The sequence below is a fragment of the Chitinophaga skermanii genome (genome assembly GCF_003259335.1).
In the GTDB taxonomy this organism is placed as follows: Bacteria; Bacteroidota; Bacteroidia; order Chitinophagales; family Chitinophagaceae; genus Chitinophaga; species Chitinophaga skermanii.
Genome location: NZ_QLLL01000004.1, coordinates 186777 through 204410, shown reverse-complemented (window position 1 = coordinate 204410; position 17634 = coordinate 186777). Strand labels below are relative to the sequence as shown.

The 17634-nt window shown below is 43.1% G+C and carries 12 protein-coding genes; 7 read left to right on the top strand and 5 right to left on the bottom strand.

The features are described from left to right. Positions 1-6 precede the first annotated feature (6 nt). From LX64_RS11465 to LX64_RS11455, 3 genes are all read right to left on the bottom strand, one after another. Positions 7-3297, bottom strand: coding sequence for a SusC/RagA family TonB-linked outer membrane protein (locus LX64_RS11465; protein WP_111597797.1), 3291 nt, complete (start codon positions 3295-3297; stop codon positions 7-9). Between the two features lie 47 nt (positions 3298-3344). Next, positions 3345-4364, bottom strand: coding sequence for a FecR family protein (locus tag LX64_RS11460; protein WP_111597796.1), 1020 nt, complete (start codon positions 4362-4364; stop codon positions 3345-3347). A 68-nt stretch (positions 4365-4432) separates the two neighbouring features. Beyond that, positions 4433-4993 (bottom strand): RNA polymerase sigma factor, encoded by a 561-nt coding sequence (locus LX64_RS11455; protein WP_111597795.1) that lies wholly within the window; start codon positions 4991-4993, stop codon positions 4433-4435. Between the two features lie 143 nt (positions 4994-5136). Between LX64_RS11455 and LX64_RS11450 the strand changes: the two genes are divergently transcribed. Further along, a complete protein-coding gene (locus tag LX64_RS11450) occupies positions 5137-6663 on the top strand; it encodes an ArnT family glycosyltransferase (protein WP_111597794.1) in 1527 nt (508 codons plus the stop codon). On the opposite strand, the gene LX64_RS11445 is transcribed toward LX64_RS11450, so the two are convergent. Further along, on the bottom strand, positions 6664-7011 hold the full coding sequence (locus LX64_RS11445) for a nuclear transport factor 2 family protein (protein ID WP_111597793.1): 348 nt from the start codon (positions 7009-7011) through the stop codon (positions 6664-6666). A 177-nt stretch (positions 7012-7188) separates the two neighbouring features. On the opposite strand from LX64_RS11445, the gene LX64_RS11440 reads away from it, so the two are divergent. Then, positions 7189-7677 carry a DinB family protein gene (locus LX64_RS11440; protein ID WP_111597792.1) on the top strand — a complete coding sequence of 163 codons (489 nt, stop codon included), beginning with the start codon at positions 7189-7191 and terminating at the stop codon, positions 7675-7677. Between the two features lie 430 nt (positions 7678-8107). On the opposite strand, the gene LX64_RS11435 is transcribed toward LX64_RS11440, so the two are convergent. Beyond that, entirely contained in the window at positions 8108-11338 is a 3231-nt protein-coding gene (locus tag LX64_RS11435) for an AsmA family protein (RefSeq protein ID WP_245952630.1), read from the bottom strand. A 371-nt stretch (positions 11339-11709) separates the two neighbouring features. On the opposite strand from LX64_RS11435, the gene LX64_RS11430 reads away from it, so the two are divergent. The 5 genes from LX64_RS11430 (at position 11710) to LX64_RS11410 (ending at position 17573) form a co-directional block, all read left to right on the top strand. Further along, positions 11710-11940: a hypothetical protein gene (locus LX64_RS11430; RefSeq protein WP_111597790.1), complete on the top strand. Its 231-nt coding sequence runs from the start codon at positions 11710-11712 to the stop codon at positions 11938-11940. A 373-nt stretch (positions 11941-12313) separates the two neighbouring features. Then, positions 12314-13534, top strand: coding sequence for a family 16 glycosylhydrolase (locus LX64_RS11425; protein ID WP_111597789.1), 1221 nt, complete (start codon positions 12314-12316; stop codon positions 13532-13534). Positions 13535-13584: 50 nt separating this feature from the next. Continuing rightward, on the top strand, positions 13585-14226 hold the full coding sequence (locus LX64_RS11420) for a DUF6624 domain-containing protein (protein WP_111597788.1): 642 nt from the start codon (positions 13585-13587) through the stop codon (positions 14224-14226). A 196-nt stretch (positions 14227-14422) separates the two neighbouring features. Beyond that, positions 14423-14941, top strand: a complete 519-nt coding sequence (locus tag LX64_RS11415) for a hypothetical protein (protein ID WP_111597787.1) — start codon at positions 14423-14425, stop codon at positions 14939-14941. A 235-nt stretch (positions 14942-15176) separates the two neighbouring features. Continuing rightward, positions 15177-17573: an ABC transporter permease gene (locus tag LX64_RS11410; protein WP_111597786.1), complete on the top strand. Its 2397-nt coding sequence runs from the start codon at positions 15177-15179 to the stop codon at positions 17571-17573. Positions 17574-17634 lie beyond the last annotated feature (61 nt).

Genomic DNA, 17634 nt, shown 5'->3' with positions numbered 1-17634 from the left:
TTTCTTTTAAAGGCCCAATCTTAATCCGAAAGTGTACGTTCGCATTTCGGGATACACAAATCTCAATTCGGCAATGCCGTTCCGGGTACTGCTCTTGTTATCACCCTTGTACCAATAGAACAAGTTCGTGGCATTGGCAAACACGCTCAATTGTTCAATGCCTATGCGTTCTAACCAGGCCTTCGGTAATTGGTAACTACCCGATAGGTTCGATAATTTGATATAGCTGATCTCGCGTAAATAGCGCGATGAATTCACTACTAAGCGGCGTGGGAAATATAATTTCGGTACATCGGTAATATCATTCGGCTGCTGCCAACGATCCATCAAATCCACAATTTGATTGCGGTGATTGAGGTTACGACCGTCCGACTGGATATCTTTGTTCAAGAACACGCTGGCACCGTAAGAATATTGGAAGTTGGCTGTAACTGATAATTTCCCGATGCTGAATACATTCACTATACCACCTTGAAATTTCGGTAAGTAGTTCCCCAATATGGTAGCCTGCGAAGTAGGCAGCGCGTTAATCGTAGCGGCGTCTACTTTTTTACCACTAGGATCAAACCAAGTTTCTTCTCCGGTACTAGGGTCTACGCCGGCCCATTCCCATCCCCAAATGGTAGAGGTGCTTAACCCAGGGCGCGCTACCGTCATGCTCTCGCTGGAATACATCGGCTGGAAACCATCGTTGAAGCGTAAGATGACGTTCTTATTAAACCCTAGGTTGAAGGAAGTATTCCACGTAAAGTTGTTGCGTTGGATATTCGTACTGTTGATGGTTAATTCAAATCCTTGGTTACGCATATCTCCTGCATTCACACTCATGGTGCTATACCCTATTTCCAATGGCACCTGTATGCTGGAAATCATATCGCGGATGGTGTTATTATAATACTCCGCTGTTACTTCTATACGTTTGAACAAGGTGAAGTCTACCCCGAAGTTGGCTTTGTAATTCTTCTCCCAACTTAAATCGGGGTTGGGTGCTGCCGTACCATCCGGCACAGCGCCTGTATTACCATTGTAGTTATTCGAACCAAAGGAATACAATCCACGGGCAGCATAGGTACCAATACGCGAGTTACCGGTGCTACCATAGCTGGCGCGTAAGCGTAAGAAACTAAGCGTATTGTTGTTTTGCAAGAAGTTTTCATTCGACACGATCCAACCTACTCCCAAACTGGCATTCATGGCTACTTGTTTATCGCCCCCGAAGATGGACGATTTATCGGCGCGAACATTTACCGAGGTGTAATACTTCTTACGATAGTCGTAAGCTAATTGCGAGTAGTACGATACCATCGCGCTACTCATGCTAGAAGAAGCCGCTGTTTGAGATGCTGCGTTGTTAAGGTTATGCAACTTATCGTAAGAGAAGCCCGTACCCATGCCTTTCAGCAGCTCGGTGTTTTCGTCTTGCACCTGCGTTCCCACTAAAACATTCACATGGTGTTGCTCGCGGAAGGTTTTCTCGTAGGTAGCTTGTAAGAAGGCCGTCCACCCTAAGTTCCTACGGTCGAAAATTTGCAGGTAACCATTACGTGTACGCCCCGTGGCATTCAAACCCGATTGGTAAATATTTTCTTTATTGGAGTAATAGCTTGTACCTACGTTCGCCATTACTTGTATATCGCTGTTTACTTTGTAAGTGCCTTGGATATTACCGATGAACGACATGCCTTTATGCTTATCGGTGTTTTGGTTCAACACGGCAATAGGGTTTGGTACGTTTAAGTTCGCCAATTCATTATAGCTGCCATCGGCATTATACGGCGAAATATTCGGGGGCAAAATCACGGTGTTATAAATATTCAATGCGTTCTGCATGGTTAAAGTAGGACTCATATTCACCGACATCGAGAACTTGTTACTCACTTCATGATCCAAACGAAACCGTGCGTACATCTTCTCCAAATCATTCGCCAACGAACTCGCATTTTGTTGCAAGTAACCACCCGATAACCGGAAGCTCGTACCCTGCTTTCCACCCGACACATCAACGTTTACATTCTGGTAGCTTGCATTCCTGTTCGTTAAATCGAACCAGTTGGTATTAATGGTTTTACTGCCCGACAAAGCCTCTGCCGCTGCCGGTGTTAAACCATTATTGATATATGTTTCGCGCAATAGCTCGTAGTATTGCGGCCCATCTAAATACTTAATTTGGTTAATGAAAGTAGACACCCCCGATTTATAATCTACATTCAGTTTTGTTTTTCCCGCGCTACCATTTTTAGTGGTAATAATAATCACACCATTGGCCGCGTTCGCACCATAAATGGCGGAAGCTGCTGCATCTTTCAACACCGAAATACTTTTAATATCGGCTGGGTTAATATTCGAAACTGGGTTCAAGTAGTTTTCATTCGCAAAGCTGGAATGTTCATCACCACGTTGTTGTTCATACAACGGTACACCATCCACTACGTACAACGGTTGCGTGCTGGTAGTTCTGCCGCCCAACATAGCTGTTAAAGAACCCTGGCCGCGGATATTCACTTTCACCGGTGTATTTAACGATGTATTTGTTTCTACATACACCCCTGCTACCAAGCCTTCCAACATTTTATCTACACTTTCAATAGGACGAGAAGTTTGTAACGCAGCCGCGTTCAATTGCGAAATACTGCCCACTACTTCCTCTCTCCTTCTTTCTTTCGTGTAAGAACTAGTTACCACCACTTCTGCTACCTTCAACGGATTTTCTTCAAGTTGTACCACCAACTTCGTTTGCCTACCGATCACAATTTCGTAAGGTTTCATCCCAATGTAGCGAAATACCAAGGTAGCTTTCGCAGGCCGCTGTTGAGGGAATTGGTATTGAAATATCCCGTTTTCATTCGTAGCAAATACATCACCTGTTTCTTTTACCAATACACTTACATTCGGTAATGCCTGCCCATCCGACTTCGAAGTAACCGTACCACTAATATTGGGATCAATAGGCGTAGGCACTTTGTATGCCGCTGTAATGGCGTTGCCAATTTGCTTGTACGTAGTATGCGTAGCTTCACCGAGTTGTTGCAATACTACATCTAAGCCACCGCGCACTTGTAAAGTAACCAGTTGGTTCCCTTTCACGGTGTTCTCGTCGTAGTTAAATGCTATGCCGGTTTGCTTTTCCAAGCTGGCATAAATCTCTTTCAACGGTGTTTTATTAGCCGCTATTCGAACACTGTAATGTTGCCAAGGCTTCAATTGTGCAATCACGCTACTAGCGGTGAGTAGGCATAAGAAAATAAGTATCGCTAGGCGATTGAAAAACCGCCTCCACGAAGGAAGTGTGTAATGCATAATGTATAATGCTTTAACGCGTGCAGTGCTGTATTAAATAATGCCTGCTATTGATTTTTTAAAATCACAGTATCGCGGGAAACCGTGTAGCCGAGCCCGTTGGCAAAGCAAATGCTCTCTACTACTTGTTGGAACCCGGCATTTGTAAAATGCCCTGTGTACTGCATATTGTTCACTGTCGAACGGTTGATCAAGGTAATGTTGTACATCCTTTTCATCCTTTGCTTGATCTCCGCAAAATTGGCCTTTGTAAAATATAGTTGATCCTGCTGCCAGCCTAGTACTTCTTCTTTATTGAATGCGCCTGTTGCAAATGATGCCGATGTTTGATCGAAGCTCGCTGCTTCGTTTGGTTTCAATTCCACGAGGTGATCGCCTTTCGCCGATACGCTTATTTTACCTTGCACAAGTGCTACAGTCGATTTGCCTACCTCGGGGTAATAACTCATGTTAAACGTTGTACCCAGTACTTTCACATGCATGTCGCCACCATGTACTAAAAATGCACGGTTCGCATGTTGACTCACATTAAAAAATGCCTCGCCATCCAAATATACTTGTAACGAATCCTTCGCTGCACTCATCGCGTACCGTATGCTGGTACCGGCGTTCAACATTATGGTCGACCCGTCGGGCAACTCGATGGTGGTTCTTTGTGATGGGGAATTCTTAAAGTAAGTCCATCCCAATTCCGCTGGGTTGTTAGCCGGCTTGTGGTATATGTACAAAGTAACAAGGATAATAAGGAGTCCACATGCCGCTACCAGGTATGGTCGCAGCATTTTGACAATTGATTTTTTGGGTGTGGATGAAGGTGGCGTATAGCTGGAAGCTGTTTGCAAGAAAGCTTGCATCCGTGCTTGTTCGGCTTCGAATGCTGCTTGTGGCAGGTGCCCCATTAACTTACTCAGCATCATCTCTGCGAGTACGATCTCATCGATTTTACTGGGGTGGCAGCGCATCCAGTTTTCCCAGAATGCCACTGCTTCCTCGTCTGTTCGTTGATAGTACCGAATAAACGACTCGTCTGCCGCAAAATCTTCCGCCCTGTATAAAGTATAATCCATGTAATCGATTCGCTTTTTATAACAGTGTAAGAAAAGGACGATTTTTACCCCGGAAATGGAAACTTTTTTTAAAAAAAGTTTAGCGGCGCTAGCAAAACCAATACCCGCAAGCTTTTACGCATTAACTTCAAAGCTTCGTACAGCTTATTATACACGGTGCGTGGTTGCAATTGTAACTGTTGAGCAATTTGTTCGTAATTGAGATTCTCGTAATACTTTAAGCGCAGGATGGCTTGTTGGGTAACAGAAAGTTGGCGCATGAAATTGTGCAGCTTGTATTGCATCTCGGCATCGTGCTCGGCTCGTACAATCATTTCTTCGTACGATTGTTCGATTCCTTCGGCGGCTGTTACTTCACCGGTAGTGATGGCTGAAACTTTTACTTCTTTGAGAATTTTGCGCTTTAAATAAGTGAAGAGGTAAGAAAGCGGTTGTTGTACAGTGGGCAACGATTGGCGGCCCGCCCACACTTCGCAGAACACTTCATGGATGCTATCTTTTACCAACTGGGGATGAGCATGAATACGGCACCCGAAGCTATACAATGCTTGGTAATAGCTATTGTAAATCTCCATAAACGCTTGCTGATCGCCGTTTTTCATCTCTATCCAAAGTGCTGCTGCATCCAAATTGTTCCTATTTTTTCACTACAAAATACAAAGAGCTGGCAAAATTCCGATAGTAGCAGGAGAATTCAACTACTATTTAGGAAAAAAATTTACGCAATCGGGAAGAACAACACTGTAAAAGGATTTCGTATTATATTTAAGCCATGAAACCATCGCAACGTTCCCTATACATCATTATTTTTGTTGCCTGTTTAGTAAAATTACTTGTACATATAGGCGCCGATATCCGCGCAGGATTTCATGGCGACGAGTTCCTACATATTGCCACGGGCAACCACCTTGCTTGGGGCTATATGGAGTTCCCTCCCATGATTGGTTGGTTAGCCTACCTACAGAATTTGAGCGGTAGCACTGCCGTTTGGGTACATCATATTTTCCCACACATAGCCATGGTAGCCATTTATGTAGTTGTAGGCTTAACAGCCATACGATTGGGCATACAGCAGCGTGGGTTGATATTGTTATACCTAGGTCTTTTTTCAGCCCCGGGATTTAGTATAAACCACCAATTGTTTCAACCCGTTGTATTCATACACCTCGCATGGATTGTTGGGTTTTACCAATTAGCCGGGTTTGTAAAAACACTACAACCGAAATACTTACTCTACCTTGCTATAACAGCAGGATTGGGCATGCTTACGAAATATGATATGCTCTTCTTCCTAGCAGGACTCAGCGGTTTGCTCTTCTTTCAATCTACCCGCAACGTATTACTGCAACCTAAAAGTTGGCAGTATATATTGGTAGCACTGCTTATCTTCTTACCAAACTACATTTGGCAACTACAACATCATTTCCCCGTTGTACAACACATGGCTCGCCTATATGAAAAACAATTATCGCTCGTCAATTCTAGCAATGTAGCGAAAGAGGTTTTTATTGCGATGAATCCCATAGCGGCTATTATGTGGATCGGTGGCGTACTACTCGTGTTCATAGAGAAAGATCGCATTATCCGCACTTTGGGTCTATGTATTTTCATCTCTATTGTGCTATTAGATTACAAACAAGGAAAAGAATACTACTTCTTCCCTGCTATGATGTGCCTCTTTATATTAGGCGCCTTATGGATGGAGAAATATGTTTTACCAAAAGCCAAATGGGCTTTCTATCCAATCAGTGGTTTGTTTGCGGTAAGTGCTGCCGGGTTCACGTTGATTGTAATGTCGTTCTTACCGGTGGAGAAATATGTAGCCTTAGTAGGTATTAAAAAGAAGGAAGTAGATCGCTACCCCGTGCGTTTCGCAGATATTTATTCGAAAGATATGTGGCATCACATTATGCTAGATCTTAAGTCGGTGTACGACAGCCTTCCCCCGCAAGAAAAATCTACCGCGCTTATCTGGGGCAAACACTACAGCCAAGCCGGTGCCGTAGAATTATATAAAAAAGAATACCAACTACCCGGCGCTATTAGCTACCACGGCAGCTTCTATTTATGGGCACCTACAACCGGTACTATGCCACCAACCGTTATTGCCTATAATAAAGGCGATGCAGGGAAAGATTTCTGGGATGGGTATTATAAAGATGTGCAACTCGTGAAAACATACCATAACAAGTATGCCCGCGATCCCGAAGATGAATACATTACCATCTACGTATGCAAACAACCTTTGCAAGATTATGCTCGTATGAAGGAACTATTTGCTAACCGGGTGTATGAATAACTATTTCATCACCTGGTAAGTGGTAAGTTTCTTCACCTTGCCATCTTCCATTTCAAATACCTCGCAGAAAACGGCGTTCATGAGTTCGCCCGTGCTCATGTTAAACATAACAGTGCCCTCTACGGCTACTACGTCGTTTTCTTCGATCATGCGGGTAATCACAATAATGGGTTTACCCGTAAAAGCTTCATTTCCGATCTCCTGGTCGAAAGCGGCGATACCTTCGTGGTAAAAATAGCCCGGCATGTCCCAAATCACGTCTTGCGCTAAGCACGATAATATCATGGCATGATCCTTCTGCCGAAAACCCTCCATGTAACGTTCTACGGTTTCTTTGTTGTTATGCATATCGTTTTTCTTTTTCTACTTCAATAACGATGCCCAATAAGGCTTTGTTGGTATGTTCATTGTGGTGGTAAAAATATTTTTGAAATACTTTTTTTCCTACTGACATACTGTTGTCACACCCCCATCGGAATTTTACATCAACAACGAAATAATTCATCAATTAAAACCTTATTTACCATGCAAACATTAACTGCCACCACTGCTACTGTAAGCCTCCAAGATTTGATCGATAACTATGTTGGTCACCGTGGCTTAACCCGCCGTATTATCGATGCATTCCCAGAAGATCAACTTTTCAGCTTCTCTATTGGCGGTATGCGCACTTTTGGTGAAATGGCGTATGAATTAACGGTGATTGGAGAAGGTATTAAAGGCCTTGTAAATGAAGAATGGCCTACTTACTTAGAAAACGGTAAAGACGTATATAATACAAAGGAGAAAATTTTGGCCTACTTCGACGAAGTAACCGCGTTGATTGCAGATTTAGGCAAACAATTAACCACGGAACGCTTAGAAGAACAAACCAATGCATTTGGCTTTTATCCAAATAGGGTGATCAAATCATTGTTCTACTTCATCGACAACGAAATTCACCACCGTGGCCAAGGGTATGTATACTTACGTGCTTTAGGCATTGAACCTGCCCCATTCTGGGATCGTAAATAAGCATTGTATACGCATCTTGATAAGTGCAAGGTGGCTGTCCTTTAAAGGATAGCCACCTTTTACATGCACAATTGCCTGGTTTTTATTTTACTAATGTACACAATCAATAACATAACTAAGCATGCCACTCCATCATGAAAGCATGATAATCAATTCATTATTAGCTTAAAACTGGTCCTTATTCACTAACCCATTGGTTGACTGCTGTTTAATACCCCGAGCCTTTGACTTCCCTTTGACGAGCCTTTAACGACCCTTTGAAAAGCCTTTGACTTCCCTTTGACTTGCCTTTGAAAGACTTTAACCTGCCTTTGAAAGACTTTGACTTGCCTTTGCCGGGCCTTATCGTCCCTTTGCCTTTACTTGCCTCCAAATGGGCATCATCCCATTAAAAAAGGCCGCCCTTATAGAGCGACCTTTTATAACTGCTTTATGCCTTTTTCTTGGCCTTACTGCCAAGCGATATTTTGTACTTATCCGGCGTTCCTGATATCCCAAGATGCATAAACCGCCCCGATTTCCCCTTATCCAAACTCTCAATAGCATCTACCTGGTCGGGATCAACTTCTTCCTTCTTGCGACCAAACAAAGCCTGCCAACCCACATTCGTTACCAACTTCATGGGCACCCGCAAATAATACTGCATGGTTAAATCCATCGATTGTTGTCCACTTACTTCAATATACCCGATCGACGAGTTAATACTCATGTTAGGTATCTCTAGCACCCCGTTGGTAAAACTTAACTTGTTACGCAATGTATCAAAACGGATAATCTTGAGGTTCTTGTCTTTGAAGTAGGCACTCATCGCCTGCATAGGACCGAAATTAACCAGTTCACCATCATGGATAAGAATATCCAAGCTAGCCCGGGTATCGTTCAATACCGGGGTTAAATCTGGATGCAAGGTTACACTACTGCGAATTTTCCCGGTTAGCTTGCCTTTTAGGTTATTGTTCAGCACCATGTCTTGCCCGAAATTGTCGAATTTCAAGAGCATTTTGGTCATATCAACAGTGTCGAGTTTTATACTACTACGGAAGAACAACTTCTTAGGATCGCTTGCGTTTAAAGTACCGCGCATCGCGATACGGCCACCGGCCATGCGTACATCAATAGTGTCGATCTTGATCTTTTGATCTTCTTGCATATGGGCTTTTGCCGTTAGGTTACGCAGCCATAGCTTGTTATAGCGGATCTTGCCTACACTTATATCTGTATCGAAATTAACGAACTTCAATTTGAAGATATTGAAACCCGCCGCGGCATGTAAACTGTCGTTTTCGCGTTTCGTGGTTTGCTTTACCACGACGGTTTGAGCAGGATCGGGATGTTCCGCGAAATCGTAATTCATTAACTCATCCACGTTCAAGTACTTCGATTTCAAACTGAAAAAGTTATTGCGCTTATTACCTTGCCTATCTGGACCGGCATAGAGTTTCAAATTCATATCGAAATCGCTCTGCCCGATTTTACCTTGCAAGGTATCTACTACCAAGTATTTATTCGTGCCATAGCGAATACGCCCTTTAATGCCTTCCAACTGGATAGGATGCACTTTCAAACTACCGGAAATATTAGCAATATGCAGATCGGCACGTTTGAACACCGAATCGTAACTCATTTTAATGCGGGCACGGAGCCATAGGTTATTGGCCTGCTCGAACCAGTATCCTTTCGGAACAATTTGCCTACCACGGTTGCTAATTACATCGTGTACTGCCAGCCTATCGGATTTCAAGTCGAACATGAATTCCGTTTTGCCGCGTTTTACATTCTTAAACCACAATGGGTAGTTATTCAAACGACCTTTAAACGCAAATCCACTACTATCTACCCTCCCTTCGAAATTCTTCACCATTAAACTGGTATCGTTAATGGCAATATCGGCGGCAAAATCGTGGAAGCGGTGCGGGTATTGCTTAAACGCCGCAAAGAACTTGTTAATTTTAAAGGTACCACGCGGTAATGGGTTCGGGTTAAGCAATTCTTTCACGCTTGTTTCCAAAGCCACGGCTAATTGGAAGCCCGTCATTTCCTCCTCGCGCAATTTCTTATGCGTGGTATCAACTTTCATTAACTCGGCCGGTAATAACTTATTCGAACTAACGTTGAACGTTAAGCGAACCGGTTTTTCTTGTTTATGGAATACAGCCGGTAAATCGCTCAACGAGCCACTAGCGGCAATATCACTTTTACCTACTTTGAAGTTGAGGGTATCTAATTGTAAAAACCCTTCTTTCAACGTAGCATGAATATTCATTTTCTCTACAGGCAAATGGTAGTTCGGGATACGGAAAGCAAGGTTGGTCACCGTTAACTCGCTTTGCACGCCTTCTTTCAACTTCGCTAAATGTTGTTCCGGTACTTGCATGTCTACCAACTCGCGGAAGTTCATAATTAAGCGAATATCGCCTTCAATCTGCTCCAAATCTTTCACGCCTAAGAACTCGCCGATATAACGGATGTTCAATTCCGAGAATACCTGCATAATGATATGTGGATCAGTGAAATCTTTCATTACGAAGTTCCCTTTAAACATGCCTTTACCAGGACGGGCGTTGATGTCGAGCACATGTAATTCGGATGTTTTCATGGAACGACCGGCACCATTGGTATAATAGCCCCTGAAACCCAACGAATCGAGTTTCCTATTGGCCACTTTGTTTTGGAACCAAACGTTCTCGCAACCGAACTTCAAACTAATAGCCGGCATTATATCCTTCCCTACTTTCCCTTTTACTGTACCATCGAAGTATACACGGCCATCGCGGTTGTATTTATCCAATTGCGCAGCAATATCATTCGGGGCAAAGGCAAACAAGAGGTTTAAATCTGGACGGTCGCCGTTGATGGTAAAGTCTACATCGGGTTGATCGCCGAGTAAGGCTTTACCGGCGATGTTGAGTTTCGCATTTTCTAATTGCAGGCCTGCTTTTTTCAGTTGCAATTGGGCTGTTTGCATGTTGTAGTCGCCCGAGAGATCGAGCGCTATGTGTTTATTCCTGAAGAGCGTTGTATCGCTTTTACTTTTCAAATCCAACACCCATTCACTTTCCAAGCTAAGCGACATGACATCTTTTTTCATGCTAAAGGAAGAAGTAATCTTCTCAATCTTCGTATTCACATGAAACCCGGAAATATGATCACTATAGTAAACGTCGATATTCTTTAAAATGATTTTCTTCAAGTCGAGGTGCAACACTTCGCTGGAAGTATCGGCCGGGGCCGTGGTGTTGCTGGGCAATGTATGGGCCTTCACAATATCCAGGGTACCATCGTTGGCCCGGTTAATATGTACCGTACCATTGGCAATGGCAATAATTCGCACATCGTAGTTTTGTTTCAAAATACCGGGCAAGCTAAAGCCTGCGTACATTTTCTCCACTTCATATAGCGGGGTACCGGCCATTTTCTTGCTGGCATAAAACTTTACATCGTGCAACACAATGGATATATATGGGAAATGCTTAAAAGGCGCTATAGAACTATGTCCTAGCACCAATTCTCCCCTAAACTGCTTATTCAATTCCTTGATAGCCAATTGTGTTAGCCGCTGCTGTTGGGTATATAAAATAGTGGCGGCAATGGCAATAATGAGTAGAATGGTTCCCAAACTCCAGCCGGCTATTCTAAAGATTCTCTTACGTAATTTCTTCATGATATGGCGTTCGCGCGGTAAAAATATAAAATTTTCTTATGCGTATTCCATTCCAAGAATGATTGAAAACGTTAAAATTGATGACTGGACAATTTTTACCTGTGGAATATAACATTCAATCTGCGTACTACTGTAGAGGAAATCCCCTTGTAAACAAGCATTATGCACCATTCTTGCCCGTGTTGGCATGCGGCACGCCCTTTGTTCCCTTTCCTAGTAAAAACGATTATGTTTTTCATGCTAATCACATTAATTGTAGTAGTAGCCATTGTAGTTACCTACATCGCACGGCAAACAAACAAGGAATCGCGCGATGATACTTCCAATAACTAACCCATTCTTACTTTATTTTTCACTAAAAAACATGCACCATGAACGAGCAAAAAGAAGGCAAAGTAGCCAAAGCGATCGAGCAACAAACATCGAAAGTATCGAGCGATAAGTTCTTATGGGCATCGCTGGGTGCCATGGGCGTTAGCCTGGCTTGTAAAATGATGAAAAAGGATCACCTTGCCCTGTTTATCGGGCAATGGGCGGCCCCTTTCTTATTACTGGGTATTTATAACAAAATCGTTAAAGTGAATGAAGAACCCGAACAGTAACATGGATAAAAGGGAAGGTTGTAAGGGTCCAATCTTCTCTTTTCCTTTGTAAGTCGACCGTTTATACCTATGTAGCCCCCGTTGCGTCGCTCCGTTCAACACCATACCCCTACCCATCAATATTTGACACATCAATATTTAGCATTCCTCACTGTAGCATTTTAGCATATAAATCATAAATCTTAAAAATTATCTCCTTCATAGTCAACTAGTTGATATTTACGCAAACGTTTGCTCTAGTATTTACAAAATATATTTTCGATATTTAAGATAGAACGTCGATTGCGCTATTTTTTATCCCCGCCTTCTACAAAAAATACGCAGTACGGCGATGTAAACCCACATTTATTTCACGTTATAATTTTCACATCAAATGAAAAAACAAAACACCCATTTGTTTTCCATTATGCTGGTATGTATAATGGCGTCCACACTTTTTTCATGTAGCAAAGATGCTAGTGTAAACTCTCCAGGCAGTAACAACCAAGCCCCAACAGCTGCTCCTCCACCCGTGTACACCCTCGTGTGGCAAGATGAGTTCGATGGTACTTCCTTGAACACCAGTAAATGGTCGTACGAAAATGGCAATCTCGGTGTAAACAACGAAAAGCAGTATTACCAAACAGCGAACGTAGCTGTATCGGGTGGTAAGTTGTTAATCACAGCCCGCAAACAAACCGTAGGTGGCCAGCCTTACACTTCTGGTCGTATTAACACCAATGGTAAGTTCTCTACCAAGTACGGCCGTATCGAAGCTTCTATTAAATTACCGGCTGTACAAGGTACATGGCCGGCTTTCTGGATGCTGGGTTCTAACATCGGCGATCCAAACGTAGGATGGCCTAAATGCGGGGAAATCGACATCATGGAACAAACCAATACCAGCAACACGGTACTGGGTACTATCCACTGGTTTAACACAGCGTATTCCTACTATGGCGGTAACACCACCACCAACGGCGTTACCAATTTCCATGTGTATGCCATCGAATGGGATGCTTCTTCTATTCGTTGGTATGTCGACGGTGTATTATTCCACACCGCGAACATCCTCAACAACATCAATGGTACAGAAGAATTCCACAACAACTTCTTCATCCTCTTGAACATGGCCGTTGGCGGTAACTTACCAGGCAACACCATCAATGATGCAGCTTTACCATGTACCATGGAAGTAGACTATGTAAGGGTATATTCTATTACCCAAAGCGGCGGCTCTGCTCCTATTGGTAGCACCATTACCATCCGCGGTAATAACAACTCGTTCGTAAGCGGTGAAAACGGTACACAAGCCATGACTTGCAACCGTGCCACTGCCCAAGCATGGGAACAATTTACCGTAGTAGATGCAGGCGGCGGTAAAGTAGCCTTACGCAGCCAAAACAAATACATGTCGTCTGAAAACGGCACCCAAGCTATTACTTGCAGCCGCGCTACAATTGGCGACTGGGAGAAATTTGATTGGATTAGCAACAGCGACGGTACCTTCTCGCTTCGCGGGAATAACGGTATGTATGTAAGTAGTGAAAACGGTGCACAAGCCATGACTTGTACACGCCCTACCATCCAAGGTTGGGAGAAATTCACGTACTAAACATATGGAACAGGCAGGCAACATTGCTTGCCTGTTCTTATATTTATTACATGAAATACCTTGTTATCTTATTCGGCACCCTATGCTTGGCTACCCAACTCAAAGCCCAAATCCCATCACAGCTATTACCCCCCATACGCACCACCCTCGATAGCATCTTCATAGAAGATCAACGTTACCGTAACTATATGGATGCTGTACGGCAACACTTCGGCGGCCATTCGCCTGAAATGAAAGCACTCGTACGCCAAATCAACAATGCCGACTCCCTACATTTAATCTACGTCACACACCTACTTGATAAGTACGGCTGGCCAAAGAAATCCGAAGTAGGTGGCCGTGGTCAATCTACCTTGTTCATTGTTATCCAACATAGCGACCTTCCCCATCAACAAAAGTACCTCCCCATGTTCCGCGAAGCCTTCAAGCAGCAAGAATTCAAAGGCTCGTCGTTGGCGTTAATAGAAGACCGTGTGGCCATAGGAGAAGGCCGTAAACAAATCTACGGCTCGCAGTTAAGTTGGGACATGGCCAAAAACGTGTACACCTTACTGCCCATCGACAACCCTGCCGAAGTAGATAAGCGACGTGCAGCCATGGGTATGGAACCTTTGGCAGCATATTTGGAGGTATTTGATATGACCTGGGACGCGGCTACACATACGGCCGTGCCTATTAAAAAAACTAATTGATATATCAACTTTTAGCATCACCATTTCTTTGTATGTAATTTCATCCTACATTGCATACTAATTACGCCTAATTTATCCTACCACTGAAACCCGGGGCTTCCTTTATTAAAAGGAAACGGACGCAACATTCCGGCCTTGGTGATTGTTTATTTCACAGCTAGTTATTTTTTCTAACAACACCGGTAAAACATATCATATGAAACAAACACGCTTATTAGTGGCGCTGCTCCTGTGCATATTCTTCATTGGCAAGCAGGACGCTAACGCACAATTGAAACGATTCAGCATTGGTCCTTATGTAGAAGCTGCTTTCCCAACGGGCAACTTTAGCGACACGCACAACACGGGCTTCGGTGTAGGTTTAGGCGCCGACATTAAATTGGTAGCTGGCTTAACAGCTGTAGGCTCTGTAGGCTACATGCGTTTTGGCGGTAAAGATGTATCGAACGGTACAGGTGGCTCCATTAGCATGCCGGCGGCACAGGCTATCCCTATCCGCTTAGGCTTACGCTACAACTTGATTTCCATTTTGTATGTAAAAGTGGAAGGTGGTACTGCGCAATTCGTGGGCGATTACAATAGTGGCACAGGTGGCTTAATAGCGCCGGGTGTAGGTATTCGCTTATTGGGATTGGATGTGGAAGCTAAGTATGAAGCATGGTTCAAGAATGATACACATAGCTTCTTTGGGTTAAAAGCCTCGTACAACTTCTAATTTGAAATAGATCCATTTTCATTTGATAAAGGCTGGCGCTACGCTGTAGTGCCGGCTTTTTTTGTGCCGCGCATCCATTACCTTTGATGTCCTTTTATGAACTGTAGGTGTACCAAAACCGAACATATGACATTATTATTCATATATATAACATTTGATAATTAATGCTATTTTTCTTGGCATCTAAGTTGAAACGCCTTTGTACATCGAGGACAATCAAAATTTAAAAGACGACATGTATAGAAATTATTTTAAAGTGGCTATCCGGAACCTATTGAAACACAAGATGTATGGCCTACTCAACATCATGGGATTGGCACTTAGTATTACCTGCGCATTGTTGATTTTCTTGTTGGTGAAATACCATATGGGTTTCGATAATTACCACAATAACCCAGAACGCATTTACCGCGTGGTAACGGAGCAACACCGCGATAACGTGATGTATACCTTTAGTACACCACCGGCTTTGGGCAGTGTTTTAAAATCTGATTTCGATTTCGAAGAAAATATATCCCGCATTGTAAATTTTGAAAATGCCGTTGTAGGTGTAGAAACCGCCAATGGAATAGAGAAATTCAAAGAGCCTGCAGGTGCTGCCTTTGTAGAACCCGGCTACTTTGGGATTTTTAAATACCCCATGTTGAACAATGGCAACCCAGAAGCTGCCCTTACCGACCTAGGCGCCGTGATTATTACTGAGCGATTGGCTAAGAAATACTTCGGCAACGCCTCTCCTATCAATAAAATAATACATGTCGATAACGTACTTACCGTACGTGTAACAGGCGTTTTGAAAGATATTCCAAGCAATACCGATAACCGTGCAGAAATATTCATGTCGTTCAAAACGCTGAAAGAAGTAGAACCTTGGTTTACCCAGCCCGATGCTTGGGGTGGTATTACTACTGCCTTACAACTGTACATTAAATTAAAACCAAACGTAAGCCCGGCACAAGTAGAAAATGCATTACCCGCTTACGTTAAGAAGTTTAGAACTTCTAATAAAAACGTACACGTTTATAAATTACAACCGCTCAACGATGTTCACTTTAACCCGCTATTTGGTGGTGTAATTGAGAAGAAAACAATCTGGATTTTATCATTTATCGGCATATTCCTCATCATAACTGCTTGTGTGAACTTTATCAATCTTTCTACCGCCCAAGCTTTGCGTAGAAGCAAGGAAGTAGGCATCCGTAAGGTATTGGGTAGTATGCGTTGGCAATTGTTCTGGCAGTTTATGGCCGAAACAATTATCATTACCGTGGTGGCTTCCGTGATTGCTTTTGTGTTCACTACACTCCTCGTTCCATACGTTAATAACTTATTCAATGCCCGTTTAGCACTCGATACTTTCAAAGACCCTATATTATTAGCGTTTATGCCGGTACTGATGCTGTTTGTAGCTTTCTTGGCAGGTTTCTATCCAGGGTTAGTATTATCGGGTTTTAAACCTATTACGGCTTTGAAAGGGAAAATGTCGTTCCAACAAATTGGTGGCTTCAATACACGCCGTGTATTGATTGTGACACAGTTTACAATTTGCTTGGTATTGATGATTGGTATGATTGTGATTACACGGCAAGTGCGCTTCACACAAAATACCGATCTCGGGTTCAAGAAAGATGCGATCCTAATGGTGCCATTACGCCCAAGTGACGACGACCAGAAAGGGAAGTACTTAAAAGAACAGTTGTTAAAAGTACCCGGCGTGCTGAATGGCTCTTTATGTTATGCAGCACCCTCTTCCGCAGAACAATGGAACACCAACATCCGCTTCGATACACGCACCGAGCAGGAAAACTTCTTGTCTAACATTAAATCATCCGACGCCGATTATATCAATACTTTCCAAATCAAACTAGTAGCCGGCAGAAATTTATTCCCTTCCGATAGTGTACGCGAAGTATTGGTAAATGAAACCTTGGTGAATAAACTTGGGCTCACTTCTCCCGACCAAGCACTGAACCGCATGTTGTACATTGCCGGGGGCGATCAAAAAGCGATGATTGTTGGGGTAATGAAGGATTTCCATGATGGCTCTTTACGCCGTGACATTCATTCAGTAGCGATCACGACCATCATTGAGAACTACAATAACGTAGCGCTTACAGTCGACCTCAACAAGCTGAACACCATTATGCCGGCAATTGAGAAAATCTGGACAGCCACTTATCCCGATTATGTATACGAATACACTTTCTTAGACCATAACATCGCCCAATTCTATGCCACAGAAACTACCATGCTAGAACTTATCCGTGTGTTCTCGTTCATTGCCATCTTTATCGGTTGCCTGGGCTTATACGGCCTTATTTCCTTCATGGCTAGCCAGAAAACAAAAGAGATTGGTATTCGCAAATTACTGGGTAGTAGTATTGGTCGTATTCTTTGGATATTCGGGAAGGAGTTCTCTGTATTAATCGGCATTGCTTTCATCATTGCGGCTCCTTTAGCGGGTTGGTTAATGTCGAAGTGGTTGGAAGATTTTAAATACCATGTGAAGATTGATGCAACGGTATTTCTCATTGCCGTGGCGGCTACCATTTTCATTACTTTATTAACGATTAGTTACCAAGGTGTGAAAGCGGCCTTAGCGAATCCAATTAAGAATTTACGTTCAGAATAAACACGCGCTATACATATTAAAAGCCCTGCAGGCGGAAGTTTGCAGGGCTTTTTGTTTTTGG

Coding starts and splice junctions, on each gene's coding strand:
- LX64_RS11410 (WP_111597786.1), top strand. CDS start 15,177: ATGTATAGAAATTATTTTAAAGTGGCTATCCGGAACCTATTGAAACAC.
- LX64_RS11425 (WP_111597789.1), top strand. CDS start 12,314: ATGAAAAAACAAAACACCCATTTGTTTTCCATTATGCTGGTATGTATA.
- LX64_RS11450 (WP_111597794.1), top strand. CDS start 5,137: ATGAAACCATCGCAACGTTCCCTATACATCATTATTTTTGTTGCCTGT.
- LX64_RS11465 (WP_111597797.1), bottom strand. CDS start 3,297: ATGCATTACACACTTCCTTCGTGGAGGCGGTTTTTCAATCGCCTAGCG.
- LX64_RS11435 (WP_245952630.1), bottom strand. CDS start 11,338: ATGAAGAAATTACGTAAGAGAATCTTTAGAATAGCCGGCTGGAGTTTG.
- LX64_RS11420 (WP_111597788.1), top strand. CDS start 13,585: ATGAAATACCTTGTTATCTTATTCGGCACCCTATGCTTGGCTACCCAA.
- LX64_RS11460 (WP_111597796.1), bottom strand. CDS start 4,364: ATGGATTATACTTTATACAGGGCGGAAGATTTTGCGGCAGACGAGTCG.
- LX64_RS11445 (WP_111597793.1), bottom strand. CDS start 7,011: ATGCATAACAACAAAGAAACCGTAGAACGTTACATGGAGGGTTTTCGG.
- LX64_RS11415 (WP_111597787.1), top strand. CDS start 14,423: ATGAAACAAACACGCTTATTAGTGGCGCTGCTCCTGTGCATATTCTTC.
- LX64_RS11440 (WP_111597792.1), top strand. CDS start 7,189: ATGCAAACATTAACTGCCACCACTGCTACTGTAAGCCTCCAAGATTTG.
- LX64_RS11430 (WP_111597790.1), top strand. CDS start 11,710: ATGAACGAGCAAAAAGAAGGCAAAGTAGCCAAAGCGATCGAGCAACAA.